The organism is Brevundimonas goettingensis (assembly GCF_017487405.1).
Taxonomy (GTDB): domain Bacteria; phylum Pseudomonadota; class Alphaproteobacteria; order Caulobacterales; family Caulobacteraceae; genus Brevundimonas; species Brevundimonas goettingensis.
Genome location: NZ_CP062222.1, coordinates 3,908,857 through 3,927,998 on the forward strand (window position 1 = coordinate 3,908,857; position 19,142 = coordinate 3,927,998).

22 protein-coding genes and 1 tRNA gene are annotated in these 19,142 nt (G+C 67.6%); 13 read left to right on the top strand and 10 right to left on the bottom strand.

The window, feature by feature from the left end:
• Positions 1 to 56 precede the first annotated feature (56 nt).
• From IFJ75_RS19220 to IFJ75_RS19230, 3 genes are all read left to right on the top strand, one after another.
• The gene (locus IFJ75_RS19220; protein WP_207870461.1) at positions 57 to 908 is read left to right on the top strand and encodes an oxidoreductase; all 852 of its coding nucleotides are present in this window, start codon (positions 57 to 59) and stop codon (positions 906 to 908) included.
• Between the two features lie 124 nt (positions 909 to 1,032).
• A complete protein-coding gene (locus IFJ75_RS19225; protein ID WP_207870463.1) occupies positions 1,033 to 1,455 on the top strand; it encodes a DUF3597 domain-containing protein in 423 nt (140 codons plus the stop codon).
• A 112-nt stretch (positions 1,456 to 1,567) separates the two neighbouring features.
• Complete coding sequence (locus IFJ75_RS19230; protein ID WP_207870465.1) at positions 1,568 to 3,409, top strand: DNA polymerase III subunit gamma/tau; 1,842 nt, start codon at positions 1,568 to 1,570, stop codon at positions 3,407 to 3,409.
• A gap of 67 nt (positions 3,410 to 3,476) precedes the next feature.
• On the opposite strand, the gene IFJ75_RS19235 is transcribed toward IFJ75_RS19230, so the two are convergent.
• Complete coding sequence (locus tag IFJ75_RS19235; RefSeq protein ID WP_207870467.1) at positions 3,477 to 4,088, bottom strand: malonic semialdehyde reductase; 612 nt, start codon at positions 4,086 to 4,088, stop codon at positions 3,477 to 3,479.
• A gap of 196 nt (positions 4,089 to 4,284) precedes the next feature.
• Between IFJ75_RS19235 and IFJ75_RS19240 the strand changes: the two genes are divergently transcribed.
• From IFJ75_RS19240 to IFJ75_RS19275, 8 genes are all read left to right on the top strand, one after another.
• Positions 4,285 to 4,614 (top strand): YbaB/EbfC family nucleoid-associated protein, encoded by a 330-nt coding sequence (locus IFJ75_RS19240; RefSeq protein WP_207870469.1) that lies wholly within the window; start codon positions 4,285 to 4,287, stop codon positions 4,612 to 4,614.
• Positions 4,615 to 5,247, top strand: a complete 633-nt coding sequence (recR, locus tag IFJ75_RS19245; RefSeq protein ID WP_207870471.1) for a recombination mediator RecR — start codon at positions 4,615 to 4,617, stop codon at positions 5,245 to 5,247.
• A gap of 194 nt (positions 5,248 to 5,441) precedes the next feature.
• Positions 5,442 to 6,671: a DNA recombination protein RmuC gene (locus IFJ75_RS19250; protein ID WP_207870472.1), complete on the top strand. Its 1,230-nt coding sequence runs from the start codon at positions 5,442 to 5,444 to the stop codon at positions 6,669 to 6,671.
• Between the two features lie 77 nt (positions 6,672 to 6,748).
• Positions 6,749 to 7,189, top strand: coding sequence for a hypothetical protein (locus IFJ75_RS19255; RefSeq protein WP_207870473.1), 441 nt, complete (start codon positions 6,749 to 6,751; stop codon positions 7,187 to 7,189).
• A gap of 4 nt (positions 7,190 to 7,193) precedes the next feature.
• Entirely contained in the window at positions 7,194 to 7,382 is a 189-nt protein-coding gene (locus IFJ75_RS19260; RefSeq protein ID WP_207870474.1) for a helix-turn-helix transcriptional regulator, read from the top strand.
• A 4-nt stretch (positions 7,383 to 7,386) separates the two neighbouring features.
• On the top strand, positions 7,387 to 7,989 hold the full coding sequence (locus IFJ75_RS19265; RefSeq protein WP_207870475.1) for a hypothetical protein: 603 nt from the start codon (positions 7,387 to 7,389) through the stop codon (positions 7,987 to 7,989).
• Between the two features lie 44 nt (positions 7,990 to 8,033).
• On the top strand, positions 8,034 to 9,008 hold the full coding sequence (locus tag IFJ75_RS19270) for a TraB/GumN family protein (protein ID WP_207870476.1): 975 nt from the start codon (positions 8,034 to 8,036) through the stop codon (positions 9,006 to 9,008).
• Positions 9,009 to 9,346: 338 nt separating this feature from the next.
• Positions 9,347 to 11,017, top strand: a complete 1,671-nt coding sequence (locus IFJ75_RS19275) for an FAD-dependent oxidoreductase (protein WP_207870477.1) — start codon at positions 9,347 to 9,349, stop codon at positions 11,015 to 11,017.
• A 13-nt stretch (positions 11,018 to 11,030) separates the two neighbouring features.
• On the opposite strand, the gene IFJ75_RS19280 is transcribed toward IFJ75_RS19275, so the two are convergent.
• A tRNA-Gly gene (locus IFJ75_RS19280) sits at positions 11,031 to 11,104 on the bottom strand.
• A gap of 54 nt (positions 11,105 to 11,158) precedes the next feature.
• A complete protein-coding gene (locus IFJ75_RS19285; RefSeq protein WP_207870478.1) occupies positions 11,159 to 12,520 on the bottom strand; it encodes a glutamate--cysteine ligase in 1,362 nt (453 codons plus the stop codon).
• A gap of 190 nt (positions 12,521 to 12,710) precedes the next feature.
• Between IFJ75_RS19285 and IFJ75_RS19290 the strand changes: the two genes are divergently transcribed.
• The gene (locus IFJ75_RS19290) at positions 12,711 to 13,298 is read left to right on the top strand and encodes a hypothetical protein (protein WP_207870479.1); all 588 of its coding nucleotides are present in this window, start codon (positions 12,711 to 12,713) and stop codon (positions 13,296 to 13,298) included.
• Here IFJ75_RS19290 and IFJ75_RS19295 read toward each other — a convergent pair.
• The 6 genes from IFJ75_RS19295 to IFJ75_RS19320 form a co-directional block, all read right to left on the bottom strand.
• A complete protein-coding gene (locus tag IFJ75_RS19295; RefSeq protein ID WP_207870480.1) occupies positions 13,295 to 14,014 on the bottom strand; it encodes a 16S rRNA (uracil(1498)-N(3))-methyltransferase in 720 nt (239 codons plus the stop codon). The two genes, IFJ75_RS19290 and IFJ75_RS19295, sit on opposite strands and share 4 nt — an antisense overlap.
• 19 nt (positions 14,015 to 14,033) lie before the next feature.
• Positions 14,034 to 14,456 (bottom strand): hypothetical protein, encoded by a 423-nt coding sequence (locus tag IFJ75_RS19300; protein WP_207870481.1) that lies wholly within the window; start codon positions 14,454 to 14,456, stop codon positions 14,034 to 14,036.
• Positions 14,457 to 14,538: 82 nt separating this feature from the next.
• Positions 14,539 to 14,823: a GIY-YIG nuclease family protein gene (locus IFJ75_RS19305; RefSeq protein ID WP_207870482.1), complete on the bottom strand. Its 285-nt coding sequence runs from the start codon at positions 14,821 to 14,823 to the stop codon at positions 14,539 to 14,541.
• 81 nt (positions 14,824 to 14,904) lie between these two features.
• The gene (locus tag IFJ75_RS19310; protein WP_207870483.1) at positions 14,905 to 16,068 is read right to left on the bottom strand and encodes an acyl-CoA dehydrogenase family protein; all 1,164 of its coding nucleotides are present in this window, start codon (positions 16,066 to 16,068) and stop codon (positions 14,905 to 14,907) included.
• Between the two features lie 109 nt (positions 16,069 to 16,177).
• Positions 16,178 to 17,959, bottom strand: a complete 1,782-nt coding sequence (locus tag IFJ75_RS19315) for an acyl-CoA dehydrogenase C-terminal domain-containing protein (RefSeq protein WP_207870484.1) — start codon at positions 17,957 to 17,959, stop codon at positions 16,178 to 16,180.
• 3 nt (positions 17,960 to 17,962) lie between these two features.
• A complete protein-coding gene (locus tag IFJ75_RS19320; protein WP_207870485.1) occupies positions 17,963 to 18,475 on the bottom strand; it encodes a MerR family transcriptional regulator in 513 nt (170 codons plus the stop codon).
• Positions 18,476 to 18,525: 50 nt separating this feature from the next.
• Between IFJ75_RS19320 and IFJ75_RS19325 the strand changes: the two genes are divergently transcribed.
• Entirely contained in the window at positions 18,526 to 18,735 is a 210-nt protein-coding gene (locus IFJ75_RS19325) for a DUF2256 domain-containing protein (protein ID WP_207870486.1), read from the top strand.
• Here the strand turns inward: IFJ75_RS19325 and IFJ75_RS19330 are convergent.
• Positions 18,698 to 19,135, bottom strand: a complete 438-nt coding sequence (locus IFJ75_RS19330) for a DoxX family protein (protein ID WP_207870487.1) — start codon at positions 19,133 to 19,135, stop codon at positions 18,698 to 18,700. The genes IFJ75_RS19325 and IFJ75_RS19330 overlap by 38 nt on opposite strands.
• Positions 19,136 to 19,142 lie beyond the last annotated feature (7 nt).

Genomic DNA, 19,142 nt, shown 5'->3' on the forward strand with positions numbered 1-19,142 from the left:
AGTTGAACGGCCCGGCGCGTCTTCCCAATTGAACGTCTCCCTTCCGGAGACCTCCCATGACAAGCGATACCCCCGTCTGGTTCATCACCGGCTGTTCGACCGGCTTCGGCCGCGAACTGGCCGTCGCCCTGATCGAAAGGGGCTATCGGGTCGTCGCCACCGCCCGCAACCCGGATGATCTGACCGATCTGGCCACGACCGGCGGCGATAATGTCCTGACCTTGAAGCTGGACGTCACCGACGCCGGCCAGGCCGAGGCGGCGGTGAAGGCCGCCCAGGACCGTTTCGGCCGCATCGACGTCCTCGTGAACAATGCCGGCATCGGCTATTTCGCCGCCATCGAGGAGGCGGAAGAGACCGAGGTCCGCCGCATGTTCGAGATCAATGTCTGGGGCCTGATCCGCATGACCCAGCTGGTCCTGCCGGGCATGCGGGCGCAGCGCTCGGGCACGGTGGTCAACATCTCCTCCATGGGCGGGCTGCGCGGCTTCCCGGCGGTCGGCCACTACAACGGCACCAAGTTCGCGGTCGAAGGCCTGTCCGAAGCCCTGTCGGCCGAGGTCGCGCCCCTGGGCATCAAGGTCCTGATCGTCGAGCCCTCGGGCTTCCGCACCGACTGGGCCGGTCGCTCGGCCAATGAATCCAGCATCACCATTGACGACTATGCCGAGACCGCCGGCGCCCGTCGCGCCGCCATCCGCGGCTATTCCGGCGCCCAGCCGGGCGATCCGAAACGCGCCGTCGCCGCCATCATCCAGGCCGTCGAGGCCGAGACCCCGCCGTTGCGCCTGCTTCTGGGCAAGACCGCCCTCGCCATGGGCCGCCAGAAGATCCAGATGATGAAGAAGGATTTCGACGCCTGGGCCGAGGTCACCGAGGGCGCCGACTTCCCCCAGGGCGAGGGCTGAGCCCACCCGGCGCTCCGGACAAGACCACCTCCGCCCGGCGCTCCGGGCAAGACCTGACATGGGAACCGCCGACGCTCCCGTTCGCTCCTGTCGCTCAACCCACGCACGGCGGCAGGAGCGGACCATGAGCATTCTCGGCAAGATTCTGGGCGGCATCTTCCACAAGAAGGAAGCGCCGCCGCCCGCGGCCGCGCCGGTTCCCGGACAGGTCGCCGCGCCGACCTCGACCCCGCCCCCTTCGGCGGTCCCGCCGATCGACGCATCGGCCGCCACCGCGCCCCAGCCCCAGCCCGTCGACGTCGCCGGCATCCTCGACTTCAAGAACAGCGTGCGCGACGAAAAGCTGAACTGGCGCACCTCGATCGTCGACCTGATGAAGCTGCTGGGCATGGAAAGCTCCCTGGCCGAACGCAAGGAACTGGCCGACGAGCTCGGCTACACGGGCGACAAGTCGGATTCCGCCAGCATGAACATCTGGCTGCACAAACAGGTCATCCAGAAGATCGTGGACAACGGCGGCCAGCTGCCGAGGGACATGACTTCATAATAGGGGCGCTAACGCTCGCGCCGCGGGCGCTCGCTGCTTGAGCGCGATGCGGCGCGGATGGTCGAGCGTGTTCTGAGTCGCTCCATGGGGGCGTTCGCGGTAGGTTCGTCTCATGAGCGATGTCGACCTTGATTCCGGTCCCCCTTGGGAAGAGGACCTGCCCGAGCGGGATGAGAACACCGACGACATGTTCGGCGCGCCTGCGCCTGCGCCGGCGCCCGCTTCTGCGCCGACGCCTGCGCCTACGCCCGTTCCGGTCTCCACGCCCGCGCCCGTCGAAGGCGAGGGTGAGGCCTATACGGTTCTGGCCCGCAAATACCGGCCGCGCACCTTCGAGGACCTGATCGGCCAGGAGGCCATGGTCCGCACCCTGACCAACGCCTTCGCCACGGGGCGGATCGCCCACGCCTTCATGCTGACCGGCGTCCGGGGGGTGGGCAAGACCACCACCGCCCGCCTGCTGGCCCGGGCCTTGAACAACCAGACCGACGTCATCGACAAACCCTCGCTGGAGCTCAGCGCCGGCGGCGTCCACGACGCCGCCATCATGGCCGGCCAGCATATGGACGTCATGGAGATGGACGCGGCGTCCCACACCGGTGTCAACGACATCCGCGACATCCTGGAGAGCGTCCGCTACGGCCCGGTCGAGGCCCGCTACAAGGTCTATGTGCTCGACGAGGTGCACATGCTGTCGAACCAGGCCTTCAACGCCCTTCTGAAGACCCTGGAAGAGCCGCCGCCCCACGCCAAATTCATCTTCGCCACCACCGAGATCCGCAAGGTGCCGGTGACCATCCTCAGCCGCTGCCAGCGCTTCGACCTGCGCCGCGTCGAGCCCGAGGTGCTGGTCGAGCATCTGGGCCGGATCGCGGCCAAGGAAGGGATGAAGGTCGAGGACGACGCCCTGGCCCTGATCGCCCGCGCCGCCGAGGGCTCGGTCCGCGACGGCCTCAGCCTGCTGGATCAGGCGCTCGTTCAGGGCGAGCGCGGCGAGACGGTCAAGACCGAGATTGTGCGCGACATGCTGGGTCTGGCCGACCGGTCCCAGACGATCGCCCTGTTCGAACAGATCATGGGCGGCCGTACGCCCGAGGCGCTGGAGACCTTCCGGACCCTCTATGGCTACGGCGCCGACCCGATTCAGGTGACCAACGACCTGCTCGAGCATTGCCACGCCGCCTCGGTGGCCAAGATGCTGGGCCCGAACGCCACGCGCCTGCCCGCCGATCAGGCCAAGACGCTCGCGGCCCTGGGCGCCGCCATCTCGGCCGGGACCCTGTCGCGGACCTGGCAGATGCTGCTGAAGGGCCTGGAGGAGGTCCGTCGCGCCCCGAGCCCGGCGGATGCGGTCGAGATGATCATCGTCCGTCTGGCCTATGCCGCCGACCTGCCGGCGCCCGAGGACGCGCTGAAGAAGCTGCAGAACGGCGAACCGCTGGGGGGCGGCGCCGGTGGCGGCGGCGCTCCGCGTGGCGGCGGGGGAGGCGGCGCCTCGGCTGCGCTCGCTCCTCGTCCAGCGGCTCCGCCCGCCCTGCCGGATCCCCAGACCTTCGAGGCCACGGTCGCCCTGATCGGCCAGAGGCGCGAGATCGGGCTGCAGCTGGACGTTCAGCGCTATGTGAAGCCGGTGTCGTTCAAGCCCGGCGCCATCGTCTATGAAAGCGTAGAGGGCGCGCCGCTCGATCTGGCCCGGCGTCTGGCCTCGCGCCTGCGCGAATGGACCGGCCGCACCTGGCTGATCGCGGCCAATGGTCAGGGCGGCGGCGAGACCCTGATCGAACAGGAGAAGCGCGGCCGGGCCGAACTGCGCGCCGAGGTCGAGGCCGACCCCTTCGTCGCCTCCATCATGGCCGCCTTCCCGGGGACGGTCATCGCCAGCATTGTCGAGGCCCCCAAGGTCGCCCTGCCGTCGATTCCGGATGAGGCCGGCGACGAGGATGACGACGACTGACGCCTGAAACGACAAGGGCGGCGAGGCCGAAGCCCCGCCGCCCTGAAGCGTCAGCTATGCGAGGTGCTCAGAGGATCTTCGCGGCCGTGTCGAAGTCGAGGCGCGGCGAGCGCGGGAACAGGTTCTCGTCGGTGCCGTAGCCCAGGTTGATCACGAAGGACGGCACCCAGCTGCTGTCAGCGAGGAACTCGCCCTTCACGCCCGCGGCGTCGAAGCCGATCATCGGGCCGACGTCGAGGCCGAGCGCCCGGGCGGCGATCATGAAATAACCGGCCTGCAGCGAGCTGTTGAGCACGCCCGGTCCCTTGCGGGCCTCGCTGTCGCCGAACCAGTCCTTGGCGCCCGGATTGTGCGGGAACAGCAGGGGCATGTGTTCGTGGAAGTCGTTGTCGAAGGCGACCACGACATTGACCGGCGCCGACAGGGTCTTGGAACGGTTGGCTTCCGACATGAAGGGCGCCAGCCGCGCCTTGGCCTCGGGGGAGGTGATGAACAGGAAGCGCACCGGGGTGCTGTTGGCGGCGGTCGGGCCGAACTTGGTCAGCTCATAGAGCTTGTGCAGCTGTTCGGTCGTGACCGGACGGTCGCTGAAGGCGTTGCGCGTGCGGGCTTCGGTGAACAGCTGGGCGAGCGCGTTATCGTCGAGCGCGGCGTCGCGGGTGGAGGCGTCATAGGCCATTGGAAAGGCGTCCTGTGATCAATAGCAACAAGTGCAGTTGCAAAATAGGCGTCCTTGTCCGCACTGCAAGCAAGGATTTGGCAATTCTGGGTTTCGCTGGGCGAACGCCGCCGATTTGGCAAGAGCGGCGTCTCAGGTTCGTCTCTTCAGGAGGGGCCCTCTGTCGCTGGCGCCGGCTTCGTCCTATCTAGGGGCCATGAAAGACCTCAACGCCCTGATGCAACAGGCTCAAGCGATGCAGCAGAAGCTGCAGGACGCCCAGGCCAAAATGACTGAAACCACCTCGGAAGGCACCTCCGGCGGCGGTCTCGTGATGATCGCCCTCAAGGGGCCCGGCGAGATCACTTCGGTGAAGATCGACGACAGCCTGCTGGTTCCCGGCGAGGGCGAAATCCTCGCCGACCTGATCGTCGCCGCCCACGCCGACGCCAAGCGCAAGCTGGACGAGGTCAATGGCGATTTGATGCGTCAGGCCGCCGGACCCCTGGCCGGAATGAACATCCCCGGCATGCCGAAGCTCTTCTGATTGGCCGCGTCCGCCGGACCCGAGATCGAACGCCTGATCGCGCTCCTGGCCAAGCTGCCGGGGCTGGGTCCGCGCTCGGCCCGACGTGCGGCCCTGCAACTGCTCAAGCGGCGCGAACAGCTGCTGCTGCCCCTTGCCGCCGCCATGGCCGAGACGGCGGAGAAGGTCGTGTCCTGCTCGGTCTGCGGCACGCCGGATACGCGCGATCCCTGCTCGATCTGTTCGGATCCCAACCGCGACAACGGCCTGATCTGCGTGGTCGAGGAGGCCGGCGCCCTGTGGGCCATGGAGCGGTCCGGCGCCTTCCGCGGCAAATACCATGTGCTGGGCGGGCTTCTGTCGGCGCTGGACGGGATCGGCCCCGAGGCCCTGCGCGTCGCCGAACTGGTCGGCCGGGCGAAGGCGGGCAACGAGACAGGGGCCACAACCGAGGGAGGGGGCGTGCGCGAGGTCGTTCTGGCCCTTCCCGCCACCGTCGACGGCCAGACCACGGCCCACTACCTTGCCGAACGGCTGATCGGCAGCGGGGTGGAGGTGACGTCGCTGGCGCGAGGGGTCCCCGTCGGCGGCGACCTTGACTGGCTCGACGACGGCACCATCGTCCAGGCGCTTCGGGCGCGGCGCCCCGCCTGAATCTCCCGAGGGCTTAAGTCTCTCAGGGTCTGCGCCCGATCCTGACGCAGCTATATGTTAGTGCGCATGCATGACCTGCCAAGCGCGCCCTTTCCGATCCGGACTCTCCGGACTCATCGGCCTCTTCGGACACTGTTTTTCGAGCGCCGGGTCCGATCTGGCGACCCCGTCCGACTCCCTCTAAGGAACGGAGCATGAACGCTGTCGTCGCCATTCTCGCTCTCCTCGCCGTCGCTTTCAGCGCCGCCTTCCTGTGGGCCTTCATGGGCTGGCAAAAGGCGAAGGCGGCGCTGGCGACTGCCGAGAGCCGGATCGAGCTGATCGAGGACAGCCGTGTCACCATGGGGGAATTCCTCAAGGCCCAGGCGGCCCAGTCGGCCCAGGCCGTCGCCGACCAGATGGTCACCCGCGCCACCGAGACCTTCCAGGCCCAGGATCGTGTCGCGCGTGAACGGATCGAGGCCCAGCTGAAACCCGTCTCGGAACAGCTGACCAAATTCCATGAGCATGTGACCGCTCTGGAGAAGGCGCGCACCGAGGAGACCGGCGGGCTCAAGGAGCAGCTGTCCCTGCTGATGACCGCCTCGACCGCCACCCGCGACGAGGCCCGGCGCCTGACCGAGGCCCTGCGCGGCAACACCGGCCGGCGCGGCCGCTGGGGCGAACAGACCTGCCGCAACGTGCTGGAGGCCGCCGGAATGGCCGGCCGGTTCGATTTCACCGAACAGACCTCCGAGATGAATGACGAGGGCCGGCAATCGCGCCCCGACTTCATCGTCAAACTGCCGGGCGGCGGCATGTTCGTCATCGACGCAAAGGTGTCCCTGGCCTTCGCCGATGCGGCTGACGGCGACGAGGAGGCCCAGGCCCGCGCCGCGTCGCTCCGCACCGCCGCCAGCATGAAGACCCACGTCCGCCAGCTGTCGTCCAAAGCCTATCAGGACCAGTTCAAGCCCAGCCCCGACTTCGTGGCCATGTTCGTGCCCGGCGACGCCTTCCTGTCGGCGGCGCTGGATCATGAGCCGGACCTGATGACCCAGGCGATGGAATCGCGCGTGGTCATCGTCACCCCGACCACCCTCTTCGCCCTGTGCAAGGCCGTGGCCTACGGCTGGCGGGCGGAGGAGCAGTCGCGCAACGCCGACGAGGTCGCCCGTCTGGGCAAGGAGCTCTACAAACGCCTCTCGGCCATGGGCGGTCACGCCGCCTCCGTCGGCAAGGCGCTGGACGCCGCCGTCGGCCGCTACAACCAGTTCGTCGGCTCGCTGGAAAGCCAGGTCATGGTTCAGGCCCGCCGATTCGAGGACCTGCAGGTCGATCACGAAGGCAAGGATCTCCCCGAGCTGACCGCCATCGACCAGTCGCCGCGCGGCATCAGCCGCCCCGAACTGATCGCCTCCGACGAGGACCGCAAGCTGATCTGAGCCGCAATGACAAGGTCGCTTGACTCCTTACGGCGACGCTGTAAAACACCCTTGTCACAAAGACCGGGGTGCTTGTCATGTCAACAGAAGGCCGGGTGTCGAAACATCCCTTGTCGCGCTACGGTCGGGTCATGGGCGCCTGCGCTCTCGCCGGCGGCGTCGCCGGAGCGGGCTCGGCCATCGTCGGCCTGACCACGCCGGACGGAAGCTGGCTCGGCGCCGCCTTGGTCGCGGGCGTCGTGGCCATCGCCATGGGCATTGGTCTCTGGGCCAGCCTCAAGTGGTGGCAAGGCCTCGATGAGGCGGCGCAGGAGGCGCACAAATGGGCCTGGTGGTGGGGCTCCACAGTCGGTCTGGCCGTCGCGGGCGTCCTGTTCCTGACCCTGCTCTACGGCACGGGGCCGCAAGGGCAGGCCTCGGTCAAGGCCGGACTGATGATCGGCGCCGCCGTCGTTGTGGGCTGTCAGGTCGTCGGCTATGGCGTCGCCTGGGCCTTCTGGTGGCTGAAGCGGCGGTGACCCGATGAACAACCGTCTCAAGGTCCTGCGCGCCGAGCGGAACTGGAGCCAGGCCGATCTGGCCGAGCAGCTCGGTGTCTCGCGCCAGACCGTCAATGCGCTGGAGACGGGCCGCTACGACCCCTCCCTGCCGCTCGCCTTCAAGATCGCCCGGGTCTTCGCCCAGCCCATCGAATCCATCTTTTCGGAGTGAGACCATGAACAGCTCGCCCCCCACTTCCCGCTGGCCCACTCAACGCTCACCCGCGGTCCGTATCGCCGGTTTCCTCGTCCTCGGCCTGATCGGCGGCGCCGCCGGCCTCGGCATTGCTACCCTGAGCAAGCAGCTGAACACCGGCTGGGAGGACACCCTGGCCCTCGGCGCCGGGGCCGCGCCCCTGGTCATGGCCGCGATCATCGCCCTGGGCCTGATCACCAAACGCGGCGCCGAGGTCATGAAGGGCTGCGGCGGGCTGCAGGTCCTGGTCATGCTGCTGGCCGGGGCGATGATGCTCCTGCCCATGGTCGGCGCCCGCATCGCCGCGCCGGAACTGGTCATGGCGGCGCTGGCCGTCATGCTGGTGGTCCAGGCCGGCGCCAACCTCCTGCTCTGGCGCCGCGCCGACGAGATGTTGCGCCGGATCATGGCTGAAACCGCGACCCTGGCCTTCTGGACCCTGCAGTCGGCCCTGTTCCTCTATGCCGCCGCCGAACGGCTCGGCCTGATTCAGGGCCTGACCGCCTGGGGCATGATGGGCATCCTGATGGGCGTCTATTTCGTCGCCTCGGCCATCGCCGCCGCCCGCCGCGGCATTCACTGACCCTTCCGCCATCGTCCTGCCCGAACCGACCCCAAGGATAAGCCATGACCCTTCGCCAACCGCCGAAAGCCGCCCCGGTCGCCCGACTGGCGAAGCTGGCCGCCGGAACCGCTCTCGGCCTCGCCCTGGTTGCCGCCTTGCTCGCGCCCTGGGTCGGCAAGGCCCATGCCGAAGCCCCGGTCGCGCCGGTAGCGGTCGCCGCCGAGCCCGCGTCCAGCGCGGGCCCCGCCCTCTGGGTCGTCAAGGACGCGGATTCGACCATCTATCTGTTCGGCACGGTCCACGTTCTGCGCCCCAATACCCAGTGGGAATCGCCGGCGGTGACGGCGGCCTTCAACAGCGCCTCGGACATCTGGTTCGAGATTTCCAACCCCGACGACGTCGCCGCGATCGTTCCGCTGATCCAGCAGTACGGCGTCTCGCCCGCCACCCCCCTGTCCAGCCGGTTGACGGCCGAGGAGTTCAAACAGCTGGACTCCGCCGCCCGGGTGCTCGGCGTCTCCGGCGCCCAGATGGATATCTTCCGACCCTGGTACGCCGGCCTGACCCTGTCGCTCGCCCCGCTCAAGAAGGCCGGCTACGATCCCGCCTCGGGCGTTGAACTGACGCTCAAGGCCCGGGCCGAAGCGGAGGGCAAGCCGATCCACGGCTTCGAGACCATCGAGAAACAGGTGCTGCTCCTCGCCAACCTGCCTGAGGACATCCAGCTGGAGTTCCTGCGCTCGACGCTGAAGGACTATGACGACGCGTCGACCGAGCTGGACGCCATGGTCGACGCCTGGTCCTCGGGCGATGTGGCGCGGCTCAACAGCGTCACCAACCAGGACATGAAGGTCGAGGCCCCGGATATCTACAAGGCGCTTCTGACCGACAGGAACGTGGGTTTCGCCGACCAGATCCAGACGCTGCTGGCCGGTTCAGGCACGGCCTTCGTGGCGGTGGGCGCGGCGCACCTTGCTGGCGACGACAGTGTTCAGGCCATGCTGGAAGCGCGGGGCATCGAGGTCGAGCGGGAGTAGGTCGCCGGGCTCAGAACCAGATGTCGAACCGATGCAGGATGGCGTTGGCGACAGCGATGATGATCAGCCAGCCGGCGATGGACACCGGCATGGCGAACACCATCCCTCTCGCCGCGCGACCGTCCATGCTGTTCGCCTCCCCTTGCCGGTGGGTCCCGGTGCGCCGGTTGGTTCCGACATGTAAGGCATAGCTTGGACGCGCCTGCAGCGCTTCCTAACTTTGGTGCGGGTCACGCGAACACGGTTCGTGATCGGCCGCCCGGTTGACCCGCCGCTGAAATCCGGGAACGGTCGGCCGTCCTGCCGGCCTTTGTCAGGGACGATCCGAGGATTGCCCGATGCCAGAGACTGAACCCCCGCCCGAACCCGAGACCGACACTCGCTACGCCCAGAGGTTTCCGGTGCTGGAGCCGGCCGCCGTCGAGACGGCGCGGCGGTTCATCAGCGATCAGCCCCGGCGGTTCGCGCCCGGTGAGATCGTGTTCGCGCTGGGGGAGATGGGCAGTCCCGTCTGGTTGGTGCTGGAAGGGGCGATCGACGTGGTGCGCCGCGACGGTCTCGGACACGAGCAGGCGGTCGTGTCCCACCGCCCGGGCCAGTTCTCGGGCGAGGTCAGCCAGCTGGCAGGCCGCGCGTCTCTGGCCGAGGGCCGGGCCGGCCCCGAAGGCTGCACCGCCGCTCCCATCGACGCGGCCCATCTGCGCGCCCTGATGATCGGCTCGGCCGAGGTGGGGGAGGTCGTCATGCGCGCGCTGATCCTGCGTCGCGTCGGCCTGATCGAGAGCGGAGCTGCGGGTTCGATCCTGGTCGGCCATCCCGGCGACGCGAATCTTCGGAGCCTGCAGGGCTTCCTGACCCGCAACGGCTATCCCAACACCCTGCTGGACGCCGACAGCGACGCCGAGGGTCGGGCGGTGGTCGAGCGTCTGGGCGTCCAGCCGGACGAACTGCCGCTGATGGTCTGTCCCAACGGCACGGTGCTGAAGCGCCCGACCGAGGCCGAGGCCGCCCTCTGCCTGGGCATGACGCCGGAGCTGGATCCGGACACGGTCTATGACGTCACCGTGGTCGGGGCGGGCCCGGCCGGTCTGGCGACGGCCGTCTATGCCGCCTCGGAGGGGCTGTCGGTCCTGGTGCTGGACCAGCGCGCCATCGGCGGGCAGGCGGGGGCCTCGTCGCGGATCGAGAACTACCTCGGCTTCCCGACGGGCATCTCGGGTCAGGCGCTTGCCGGCCGCGCCTATAACCAGGCCCTGAAGTTCGGCGCCGAACTGGCCATTCCGATGGAGGTGGCGCGGCTGGACTGCGCGGCCGAGGGCGCGGGCCTGCCGCACCGACTGGAACTGACCAGTGGGGAGACCGTCCAGACCCGCGCCGTGGTCGTGGCCTCCGGCGCGCGCTACCGCCGCCCCGGGATCGAGAACCTCAGTCCGTTCGAAGGCTCGGGGGTCTCCTACTGGGCCTCGCCGGTCGAGGCGCGGCTGTGCGCGGGCGAAGAGGTCGCCCTTGTTGGCGGCGGCAACTCCGCCGGTCAGGCCGTGGTCTTCCTGGCCTCGAAGGTGAAGGCGCTCAACCTCGTGGTGCGCGGGCCGGGACTGGAGGCCTCGATGTCGAAATACCTGATCGACCGGATCGCCGCCTTGCCCAATGTCCGCATCCACACCCACACCGAGATCACGGCCCTGGAGGGGGACGGCGACACCGGCCTGACCGGGGCGGTCTTCCGCGACCGGCGCTCGGGCGAGACCCACCTCTGCCCCATGCGGCACCTGTTCCTGTTCGTCGGCGCTGATCCGAACGCCGACTGGCTGGCGCAGTGCGTGGCCTTGGACGACAAGGGCTTCGTCGAGACGGGCCGGTCGTCCCTGTCGCTGCAGACCGACAGCCCGGGCATCTTCGCCATCGGCGACGTCCGGGCCGGCTCGACCAAGCGGGTCGCTGCTGCGGTGGGCGAGGGCGCGGCCGTGGTCAGCCAGATCCACCAGTATCTGGCGTCGCTTGAGGCTTGATCTGAAAGGAAGCTGGAGCGGGCAGCGGGAATCGAACCCGCACGAAAAGCTTGGGAAGCTTTCAGGCTACCACTACATCATGCCCGCGGAAGCGAGGCGCAAACTAGCGATTACGACGGCGGGCTCAAGCCCTGATCGGCATCAGTAGGCGAAGTCGCGGTAGATGCGGCTGACGTCGCCCTGCCATTCGCCGTGATACAGGGCCAGGAGGCGGTCGGCGGGGGTAAGCCCAGAGTCCGCGATCTCTTCCAGCTCGGCCAGGTAGCCGCGCTCATCGACCATGCCGCCGGACAGTTTGTTGCGGGCCTTGAGGCCGGCGGAGGCGATTGCGACCATGTCGACCGCTATGTCGCGCACCGAGCGGCCGGCGACCTCGGCCTTGAGGCCCAGGCGGGTCACGTCGCGGCGCAGGCGTTCGTGGTCGGCGATGTCCCAGTCCTTGCACAGATCCCAGGCGGCGGCGAGCGAGGGGGCGTCGTAGAAGATGCCCGTCCACAAGGCAGGGAGAGCGCAGATGCGGCTCCACGGCCCGCCGTCGGCGCCGCGCATCTCGAGATAGGACTTCAGCCGCACCTCGGGGAAGAGGGTGGTCAGGTGGTCGTTCCAGTCCTTGATCGTCGGCAGCTCGCCGGGCAGGGCCGGCAGTTCGCCCTTCAGGAAGTCGCGGAACGACTGGCCCGAGGCGTCGATGTACTTCCCGTCGCGCTTGGCGAAATACATCGGGGTGTCGAGCGCATAGTCGGCATAGCGTTCGAAGCCGAAACCGTCCTGGAAGACGAAGTCGATCATTCCGGTGCGGTCGGGATCCGTGTCGGTCCAGACATTGGCGCGCGCCGACAGGAAGCCACTGGGCTTGCCCTCGATAAAGGGCGAACAGGCGAACAGGGCGGTGGCGATGGGCTGCAGCGCCAGGGAGGTGCGGAACTTGGCGACCATGTCGGCTTCGTCGGAGAAGTCGAGATTGGCCTGGATGGTGCAGGTGCGCAGCATCATATCGAGGCCGAGCTTGCCCCTCTTCGGCATATAGGACCGCATGATGTCATAACGGCCCTTGGGCATGACCGGCACGTCCTCGCGGGTCCACATCGGATCGAAACCGGCGCCCAGGAAGCCGAGGTTGATCTGGTCGGCGACCTGTTTGACCTCCATCAGGTGCTGGCCGGTCTCGTTACAGATGTCGTGCATGGTCAGCAGCGGGGCTCCTGACAGTTCGAACTGGCCGCCCGGCTCCAATGACACCGAGGCCGAGAAGCCCTCGGCGTTCTTGCGCTCAAGCGCGATCAGATGGCCGCCTTCCTCGACGGGGCTCCAGCCGAAGCGCTGCAGGCCGGTCAACATGGCGTGGATGCCGCCCGGACCCTCATAGGCCGGACGGCGCAGGGTCGAGCGGTCGAAGCCGAATTTCTCGTGCTCGGCGCCCACGCGCCACTGGTCCTTGGGCTTGGCGCCGTCGGCCATGACGGCGATCAGCTGGTCTTTGGTCAGCGGCTCGGAAGCAGACATGCATATCCCCTCGACGCCGCTGAACGCGCAACGCCTGTCGCGGCTAGATGGGCGGGAATACGGTCCCGCTCAAGGGGGCAGAGCGAGATGGCCGGATATTGATCGGGAAGTGGATTTCGGGGGCGTTGCGGCCCGGCGCCGCTGCTGCTTTGCTCCTGACCCTGGAACGGCATCGGGACGGGACAAGGTCATGGGACGCGAGGCGGTGACGACGGCGACCTATGACGGGCGCACCGATGAGGCGAAGGTCCTGCTGGAGAACCAGGGCGTCATCCTGCGTGCGCCCTTCTCCCTGACCATCCCGCGCGACGGGATCAGCCATCTGGCGGTCGAGGGCGAGGCCCTGACCGGACAGGGGCCGCGCGGGCCGTTCGAACTGATGCTGGGCGCGGTCGAGGCCGGGAAGTGGAAGACGGCGCTGGAGAAGCCCCTGCCGACCCTGGCGGAGAAACTGGGTCTGAAGCCGGACGTCACGGTCTGGACGGCGGGCGATGTCGGCGCGCCGGAGCTGGCGGGTGCTCTGGAAGGCGTCGAGCGCGCCGAAGTCGATGAGGCCACGCTGTTGATCGTTCATGTCGCCAACGAGGCCGGGCTGACCGAGGCCCTCGCCGCCTCGGCGGGATCGGCCGCGCCGGTCTGGGTGATGCACGGCAAAGGCAAGGCGGCGGCCTTCGGCGAGGGGCAGGTTAGGGTCCTGATGCGCGAACGGGGCTTCATCGACACCAAGGCCAGCGCGGTCTCGGACGTCTTGTCTGCGACCCGATACGTGAAACGCTAACGCTCCCAGTCGCCGACGGCGGCCTGCCACAGGGTCATGGCGGCGATGGCGGCGGTGTCGGCGCGCAGGATGCGTGGGCCGAGCGATACCGCTGTGGTGAAGGGCAGGGACCGCAGCCGCTCGCCTTCTTCGGGCGAGAAGCCGCCCTCAGGCCCGATCAATATGGCCCAGGGGCCGGGACCCGCCGCCGTCAGGGCGGGGATGGCCGGGGCGCCGCCGGTCTCGTCGCAGAACATCAGCTTCCGGGCCGGATCCCAGCCGTCGAGAATGGCTTCCAGCTTCATCGGATCATCGACCGGGGGCACGTCCAGCCGTCCGGTCTGTTCGGCCGCCTCCTCGGCGATAGCGTCAAGCCGGTCCAAGCGCACCCTGTCGACGTTTGTGCGCCGCGTGACGGTCAGCCGCACCCGGGCGGCTCCGAGTTCGGCCGCCTTCTCCACGATGGTCTCGACCCGGGCCTTCTTGACCATGGCGACGATCAGTTCGAGGTCGGGCGTGACCGTCTGCGCCCGCGCCCGTTCCTCGCATTTCAGGATGACGCCGCGCTTGTGCGTCTCTGCGACGCTGGCCCGCCACTCGCCGTCGCGGCCGTTGAAGACCAGCAGTTCATCGCCCCGGGACAGGCGCATGACATTGGTCAGATAGCGCGACTGGTCCAGCGTCGGGGCGACGGCGGCGTTGGCGGAGAGGTCGGAGGTGACGTGGAGGCGGATCATGTCGCGCTTATTAGCCGCCTCAGCCGAAGCTCACCACCATGCCGGTGACGAGGATGATGCCGAGAGCGGCCGCGATACTGGTCGTCCAGCCCGTGCCCTTCGAGCGCGACCAGCCGCTGAGGCCGAGGCTGATCAGAAGGGCATAGAGGCCCAGGACGAAACCGATCGACATGACCACCTGGGCGAAGCCAGCGGAGCCGACCCGTCCCGCCGGGCCGTCCGGATGCAGGGCCGCCACCGTGGCGGTCGACCCGACCACGGCGACGATGAAGGCCACCGAGGAGGTGACCGAAAACCCGATGGCCAGCGACCCGGTCCGGCCCTTGACGTTCAGGGCCAGCAGGGTCCCCAGAAACGTCGCCGCGAACCCGCCGAGAAAGGCGCTCAGGCCTCCGGTCTGGGCGGCGATGGCGGAGAGGTACACGGGGGACAGGGGTTCCATGTCGGCAAGCTAGACGGGAAAGGGGAGCCTGATCACCCCCAATTCCGCTCATCCCCGCGAAAGCGGGGACCCAGTAAGAGCTTCAGAACAGCTCTTCGAACAGGTCCCGCCAGCGCGGGTTGGATTTCTCGATAAGTTCGAGTTTCCACACGCGGTACCACTTCTTGATCTGTCGCTCACGCATGAACGCGGCGTGGCGCGTTTCGTGTGGCTCGAACCAGACCAGGGTGGCGCAGCCGTACTTCGCGGTGAAACCGGCGAACCGCTTCTCGCGATGCTGCACGGTGCGCTTGATCAGGGCGTCGGTGGACCCGGTATAGAGGGTTCCGTTCCGCTGGCTGGCGACGATGTAGGTGTAGAACGCCACAGCCCGCCTCCCAAAGAACTGGGTCCCCGCTTTCGCGGGGATGAGCGGAATTTAAATCATCAGCTGTAGGCGCTTGCAGCCTTAAAGAGAGCGCGCGATCAGCACCTTCATGATCTCGTTGGTGCCGCCGTAGATGCGCTGGACGCGGGCGTCCTTGTAGAGCTGGGCGATCGGATATTCGTTCATATAGCCGTAGCCGCCGTGGAGCTGGAGCATCTCGTCGATGACCTCGCCCTGGATGTCGGTGACCCAGTATTTGGCCATGGAGGCCGTCGTGGCGTCGAGCTGGCCCTTGAGGTGCAGGCCGATGCAGTGGTCGACGAAGACCCGGGCCACAGTCAGCTTGGTCTTGACCTCGGCCAGTTTGAACTGGGTGTTCTGGAACTCCAGGATCGACTTGCCGAAGGCCTTGCGCTGTTTGACGTATTCCAGGGTCTGTTCGAGGCCGCGCTCGGCCGCAGCGACGCCCTGGACGGCGATGTTCAGGCGCTCCTGCGGCAGCTGCTGCATCAGCTGGATGAAGCCCTGCCCTTCGACGCCGCCGATGATGTTGTCGGCCGGGACCTTGACGTCGTTGAAGAAGAGCTCGGAGGTGTCGTTGCCCTCCATGCCGATCTTGTGGAGGTTACGGCCGCGTTCGAACCCTTCGGCGCCGTCGGTTTCGACGACGATCAGCGAGGTGCCCTTCGAGCCCTGCGACGGGTCGGTCTTGGCCACGACGATGATCAGATTGGCCAGCTGGCCGTTGGTGATGAAGGTCTTGGAGCCGTTCACGACATAGCCGTTGCCGGACTTGATCGCGGTGGTCTTGACGCCTTGCAGGTCGGAGCCGGCGCCCGGCTCGGTCATGGCGATGGCGCCGACCAGTTCGCCGGTCTGCAGGCGTGGCAGCCAGCGCGCCTTCTGCTCCTCGGTGCCGTAGTGCCAGATGTAGGGGGCGACGATGGCGTTGTGCAGCGAGATGCCGAAATGGTCGGCGCCCTTCCAGCCCAGCTGACGCATCAGCACGACCTCATGGCGATAGTCGCCGCCGAAGCCGCCGTCTTCCTCGGGCATCGACAGGCCCAGCAGGCCTGCGTCCCCGGCATCGTTCCACAGCTGGCGCGGCACGCTGGAGTTGGCGATCCATTCCTGGACCTTCTCCGGCGGCGCATGGTCGTCGATCCACTTGCCGACGCTGTCGGAGAAGAGGGTGATCTCCTCTTCCAGCATGAAGTCGGGGGAGGGGGTGGTGATGACGTTCATGGCGTTTCCAGCGGGCAAGGCCCCGGTCACTGTCGCCAGAGCTCGATAATATGATTGAGGCGACCCCGGCCTGCGCCGGGATCGCCTCGGGATCAGTTACGCACTCAGATCAGAACGCTTCGGCCGGCATGGCCATCAGGACGTCGGCACCGGTCTTCATCTTGGTCAGATGGGCGGCGGCGTCGGGCAGGATGCGCTCGACGAAGTAGCGGCCGGTCTGCAGCTTGGTGACATAGAACGGGTCGGCGTCGCCGGCGTCGATCTTCGCCTGGGCGGCCTTGGCCATCTGGGCCCAGAGGAAGGCCAGGGCGGTGATGCCGAACAGGTTCAGATAGTCGGTCGAGGCGGCGGCGGCGTTGTCCGGATTGGCTAGGCCGTTCTGCATCAGCCACATGGTGCCGTCCTGCAGCTTGGCCTTGGCGTCGGCCAGGCCGTCGACGAAGGGCTTCACCGGACCTTCAGCGCCGTTCTCGGCGACGAAGGCGTCGATGTCGCCGAACCAGCTCATGATGGCGCGACCGCCCTGCGAGGGCAGCTTGCGGCCCACCAGATCCAGAGCCTGAATGCCGTTGGTGCCTTCATAGATCATGGTGATCCGCGCATCGCGCAGATACTGGCTGGCCGTGAACTCCTCGGTGTAGCCCGAGCCGCCGTGGACCTGCATCGACAGGGAGGCGACGTGGAAGCCCTTGTCGGTCAGATAGGCTTTCAGCACCGGGGTCAGCAGACCCATATAGTCCCTGGCCTTCTGGGCGGTGGCTTCGTCGGCGGACTCCTGCAGGTCGGCTTGCAGCGCGGTCCACAGGATGAAGGCCTGGCCGCCTTCGACGAAGGCGCGGGCTTCCAGCAACATGCGGCGCACGTCGGGGTGGACCATGATCGAGTCGGCCGGGCCGTTCGGGTTCTGCGGGCCGGTCAGGGCGCGGCCCTGCAGGCGGTCCTTGGCGAAGGCCACCGCGCCCTGATAGGCGGCGGCGCCGATGGCCAGACCCTGCAGGCCGGTGCCGAGGCGGGCCTCGTTCATGACCACGAACATGTTGTTCATGCCGCGGCCTTCCTCGCCGATCAGCCAGCCGGTCGCCTCGTCATAGTCCATGACGCAGGTGGCGTTGCCGTGGATGCCCATCTTGTGCTCGAGGCCGCCGCAGCGGACGCCGTTGCGCTCGCCCAGCGAGCCGTCGTCGTTGACGAGGATCTTGGGCACCAGGAAGAGCGACAGGCCCTTGATCCCGGCCGGAGCGCCTTCGACGCGGGCCAGGACCGTGTGGATGATGTTGTCGGCGAAGTCGTGCTCGCCGGCCGAGATCCAGATCTTCTGGCCGGTGATCTTGTAGGTGCCGTCGCCCTGCGGCACGGCCTTGGTGCGCACCATGCCCAGGTCGGTGCCGCACTGGGGCTCCGTCAGATTCATCGTGCCGCCCCACTCGCCGGTGGTCATCTTGGGCAGGTATTTGGCCTTCAGCTCTTCCGAGGCGTTGGCGTGGATGCCCGCGTGGGCGCCGGCCGTCAGGCCCGGATACATCGAGAAGGCAGCCGAGGCGCCGGCGGTGAACTGGCCGAAGGCCATGCCGACGACGGCGGGCATGCCCTGGCCGCCATAGGCCGGATCAGCCGACAGGGCGGGCCAGCCGGCCTCGACCATGGCCTTATAGGCTTCCTTCCAGCCTTTCGGCCCGGTGACGACGCCGTCGTTCCAGTGGCAGCCTTCCTTGTCGCCCGGGTTGTTGATCGGGGCGATGACCTCTTCAGCGAACTTGCCGCCTTCCTCGAGGATCTGCTGAACCAGGTCCGAGGAGATGTCCTCGAAACCGTTCTGGTTCGTATAGCGATCGATCTCCAGGACCTCGTTCAGGATGAACATGAGGTCGCGGACGGGCGCCTTGTAGGCCATGGATTACACTCTTGCTTTGAAGGGGTGACGCGCGGGGTGGCCCGCGAAGTCGGAGTGGTGGTGGTCGTGGTCGATCCGCGCCGAGACGATGGACTCGTACTCCTCGGCGCCCGGCAGAAGGTCGGGGCGGATGTTCTTCAGCCGCTCTTCCATGGCCGCACAGGCGGCCTCGGCCATTTCGATGGCGCCGTCCAGGTCCTCGCGCTGCTGCTTCAGGGCCTCGATCTGGGCCCGGTGGCGACGCAGGGCGATGGCCATCTGATGGATGTTGCCGTCGTTGCGGTCGTACAGATCCAGCATGTCCTGGATCTCCTGCAGGGTGAAGCCGATGCGGCGTCCCCTCAGGATCAGCTTGAGCCGGGCGCGGTCGCGGGCGTCATAGACGCGGGTCTGGCCCTTGCGCGCGGGGGTCAGCAGCCCCTTGTCTTCATAGAAGCGCAAGGCGCGCGCCGTGGCCCCGAACTCGCGGCACAGCTGGCGAATGGAATAGGTGCGATGATCGTCGGCGGTCGACATGGGAAGCGTCATAACTTGACGCGCACGTAAAGGGAAGGTTTTTCGCAGCGATGGCGCGAAAGCACGTCAACGATGACCATCTCTCCTTTGCAGGCGTATCAAAACGCGATCTGCCGCAGAAGACCTGCGTCTCCTGCGGCAAACCGTTCGTCTGGCGCCGGAAGTGGGCGCGCGATTGGGATCAGGTGAAATTCTGCTCGGACCGTTGCCGGTCCGCAGGCGTCAGCGGGCGCGGCGACCCAGCAGAACCGGGATCGTGATCGCCAGCAGGAAGACATTGACCAGGGCCAGGCTGATATCCATGCCCCAGGCGTGGACACCCAGCATGACGGTCTCCAGCGTGACCAGACCCGCGGCGGCGACCATCAGGATCGGGCGGCCGATGGTCCAGGAGGCGAGGGGCGCGAGGACGCCGAGGGCCAGGACGATCTCGGCGATGCCTAGGCCGCGCACGAAGCTTTCGCTGACCAGGGCCGGCCAGTTCATCAGGGCGACCAGATTGGCCATCGGCTCGGTGATCTTGGCGTAGCCGGCGGCGATGAAGAACATCGCGATCCAGCCCTGCAGGGTCCAGAGCGCGAGGTTGCGATAGGTCGCGGCCGTGCGATCGCGCGCGGTCAGGGGACGGGTGACGGAGGCAGGCGTGAACGTAGCGGCCATAGCGGGA

What these genes read in the sequence shown, in the direction of transcription:
- IFJ75_RS19220 (WP_207870461.1), top strand. Translation starts at nt 57, where the DNA reads ATGACAAGCGATACCCCCGTCTGGTTCATCACCGGCTGTTCGACCGGC.
- IFJ75_RS19225 (WP_207870463.1), top strand. Translation starts at nt 1,033, where the DNA reads ATGAGCATTCTCGGCAAGATTCTGGGCGGCATCTTCCACAAGAAGGAA.
- IFJ75_RS19230 (WP_207870465.1), top strand. Translation starts at nt 1,568, where the DNA reads ATGAGCGATGTCGACCTTGATTCCGGTCCCCCTTGGGAAGAGGACCTG.
- IFJ75_RS19235 (WP_207870467.1), bottom strand. Translation starts at nt 4,088, where the DNA reads ATGGCCTATGACGCCTCCACCCGCGACGCCGCGCTCGACGATAACGCG.
- IFJ75_RS19240 (WP_207870469.1), top strand. Translation starts at nt 4,285, where the DNA reads ATGAAAGACCTCAACGCCCTGATGCAACAGGCTCAAGCGATGCAGCAG.
- IFJ75_RS19250 (WP_207870472.1), top strand. Translation starts at nt 5,442, where the DNA reads ATGAACGCTGTCGTCGCCATTCTCGCTCTCCTCGCCGTCGCTTTCAGC.
- IFJ75_RS19255 (WP_207870473.1), top strand. Translation starts at nt 6,749, where the DNA reads ATGTCAACAGAAGGCCGGGTGTCGAAACATCCCTTGTCGCGCTACGGT.
- IFJ75_RS19260 (WP_207870474.1), top strand. Translation starts at nt 7,194, where the DNA reads ATGAACAACCGTCTCAAGGTCCTGCGCGCCGAGCGGAACTGGAGCCAG.
- IFJ75_RS19265 (WP_207870475.1), top strand. Translation starts at nt 7,387, where the DNA reads ATGAACAGCTCGCCCCCCACTTCCCGCTGGCCCACTCAACGCTCACCC.
- IFJ75_RS19270 (WP_207870476.1), top strand. Translation starts at nt 8,034, where the DNA reads ATGACCCTTCGCCAACCGCCGAAAGCCGCCCCGGTCGCCCGACTGGCG.
- IFJ75_RS19275 (WP_207870477.1), top strand. Translation starts at nt 9,347, where the DNA reads ATGCCAGAGACTGAACCCCCGCCCGAACCCGAGACCGACACTCGCTAC.
- IFJ75_RS19285 (WP_207870478.1), bottom strand. Translation starts at nt 12,520, where the DNA reads ATGTCTGCTTCCGAGCCGCTGACCAAAGACCAGCTGATCGCCGTCATG.
- IFJ75_RS19290 (WP_207870479.1), top strand. Translation starts at nt 12,711, where the DNA reads ATGGGACGCGAGGCGGTGACGACGGCGACCTATGACGGGCGCACCGAT.
- IFJ75_RS19295 (WP_207870480.1), bottom strand. Translation starts at nt 14,014, where the DNA reads ATGATCCGCCTCCACGTCACCTCCGACCTCTCCGCCAACGCCGCCGTC.
- IFJ75_RS19300 (WP_207870481.1), bottom strand. Translation starts at nt 14,456, where the DNA reads ATGGAACCCCTGTCCCCCGTGTACCTCTCCGCCATCGCCGCCCAGACC.
- IFJ75_RS19310 (WP_207870483.1), bottom strand. Translation starts at nt 16,068, where the DNA reads ATGAACGTCATCACCACCCCCTCCCCCGACTTCATGCTGGAAGAGGAG.
- IFJ75_RS19315 (WP_207870484.1), bottom strand. Translation starts at nt 17,959, where the DNA reads ATGGCCTACAAGGCGCCCGTCCGCGACCTCATGTTCATCCTGAACGAG.
- IFJ75_RS19320 (WP_207870485.1), bottom strand. Translation starts at nt 18,475, where the DNA reads ATGTCGACCGCCGACGATCATCGCACCTATTCCATTCGCCAGCTGTGC.
- IFJ75_RS19325 (WP_207870486.1), top strand. Translation starts at nt 18,526, where the DNA reads ATGGCGCGAAAGCACGTCAACGATGACCATCTCTCCTTTGCAGGCGTA.
- IFJ75_RS19330 (WP_207870487.1), bottom strand. Translation starts at nt 19,135, where the DNA reads ATGGCCGCTACGTTCACGCCTGCCTCCGTCACCCGTCCCCTGACCGCG.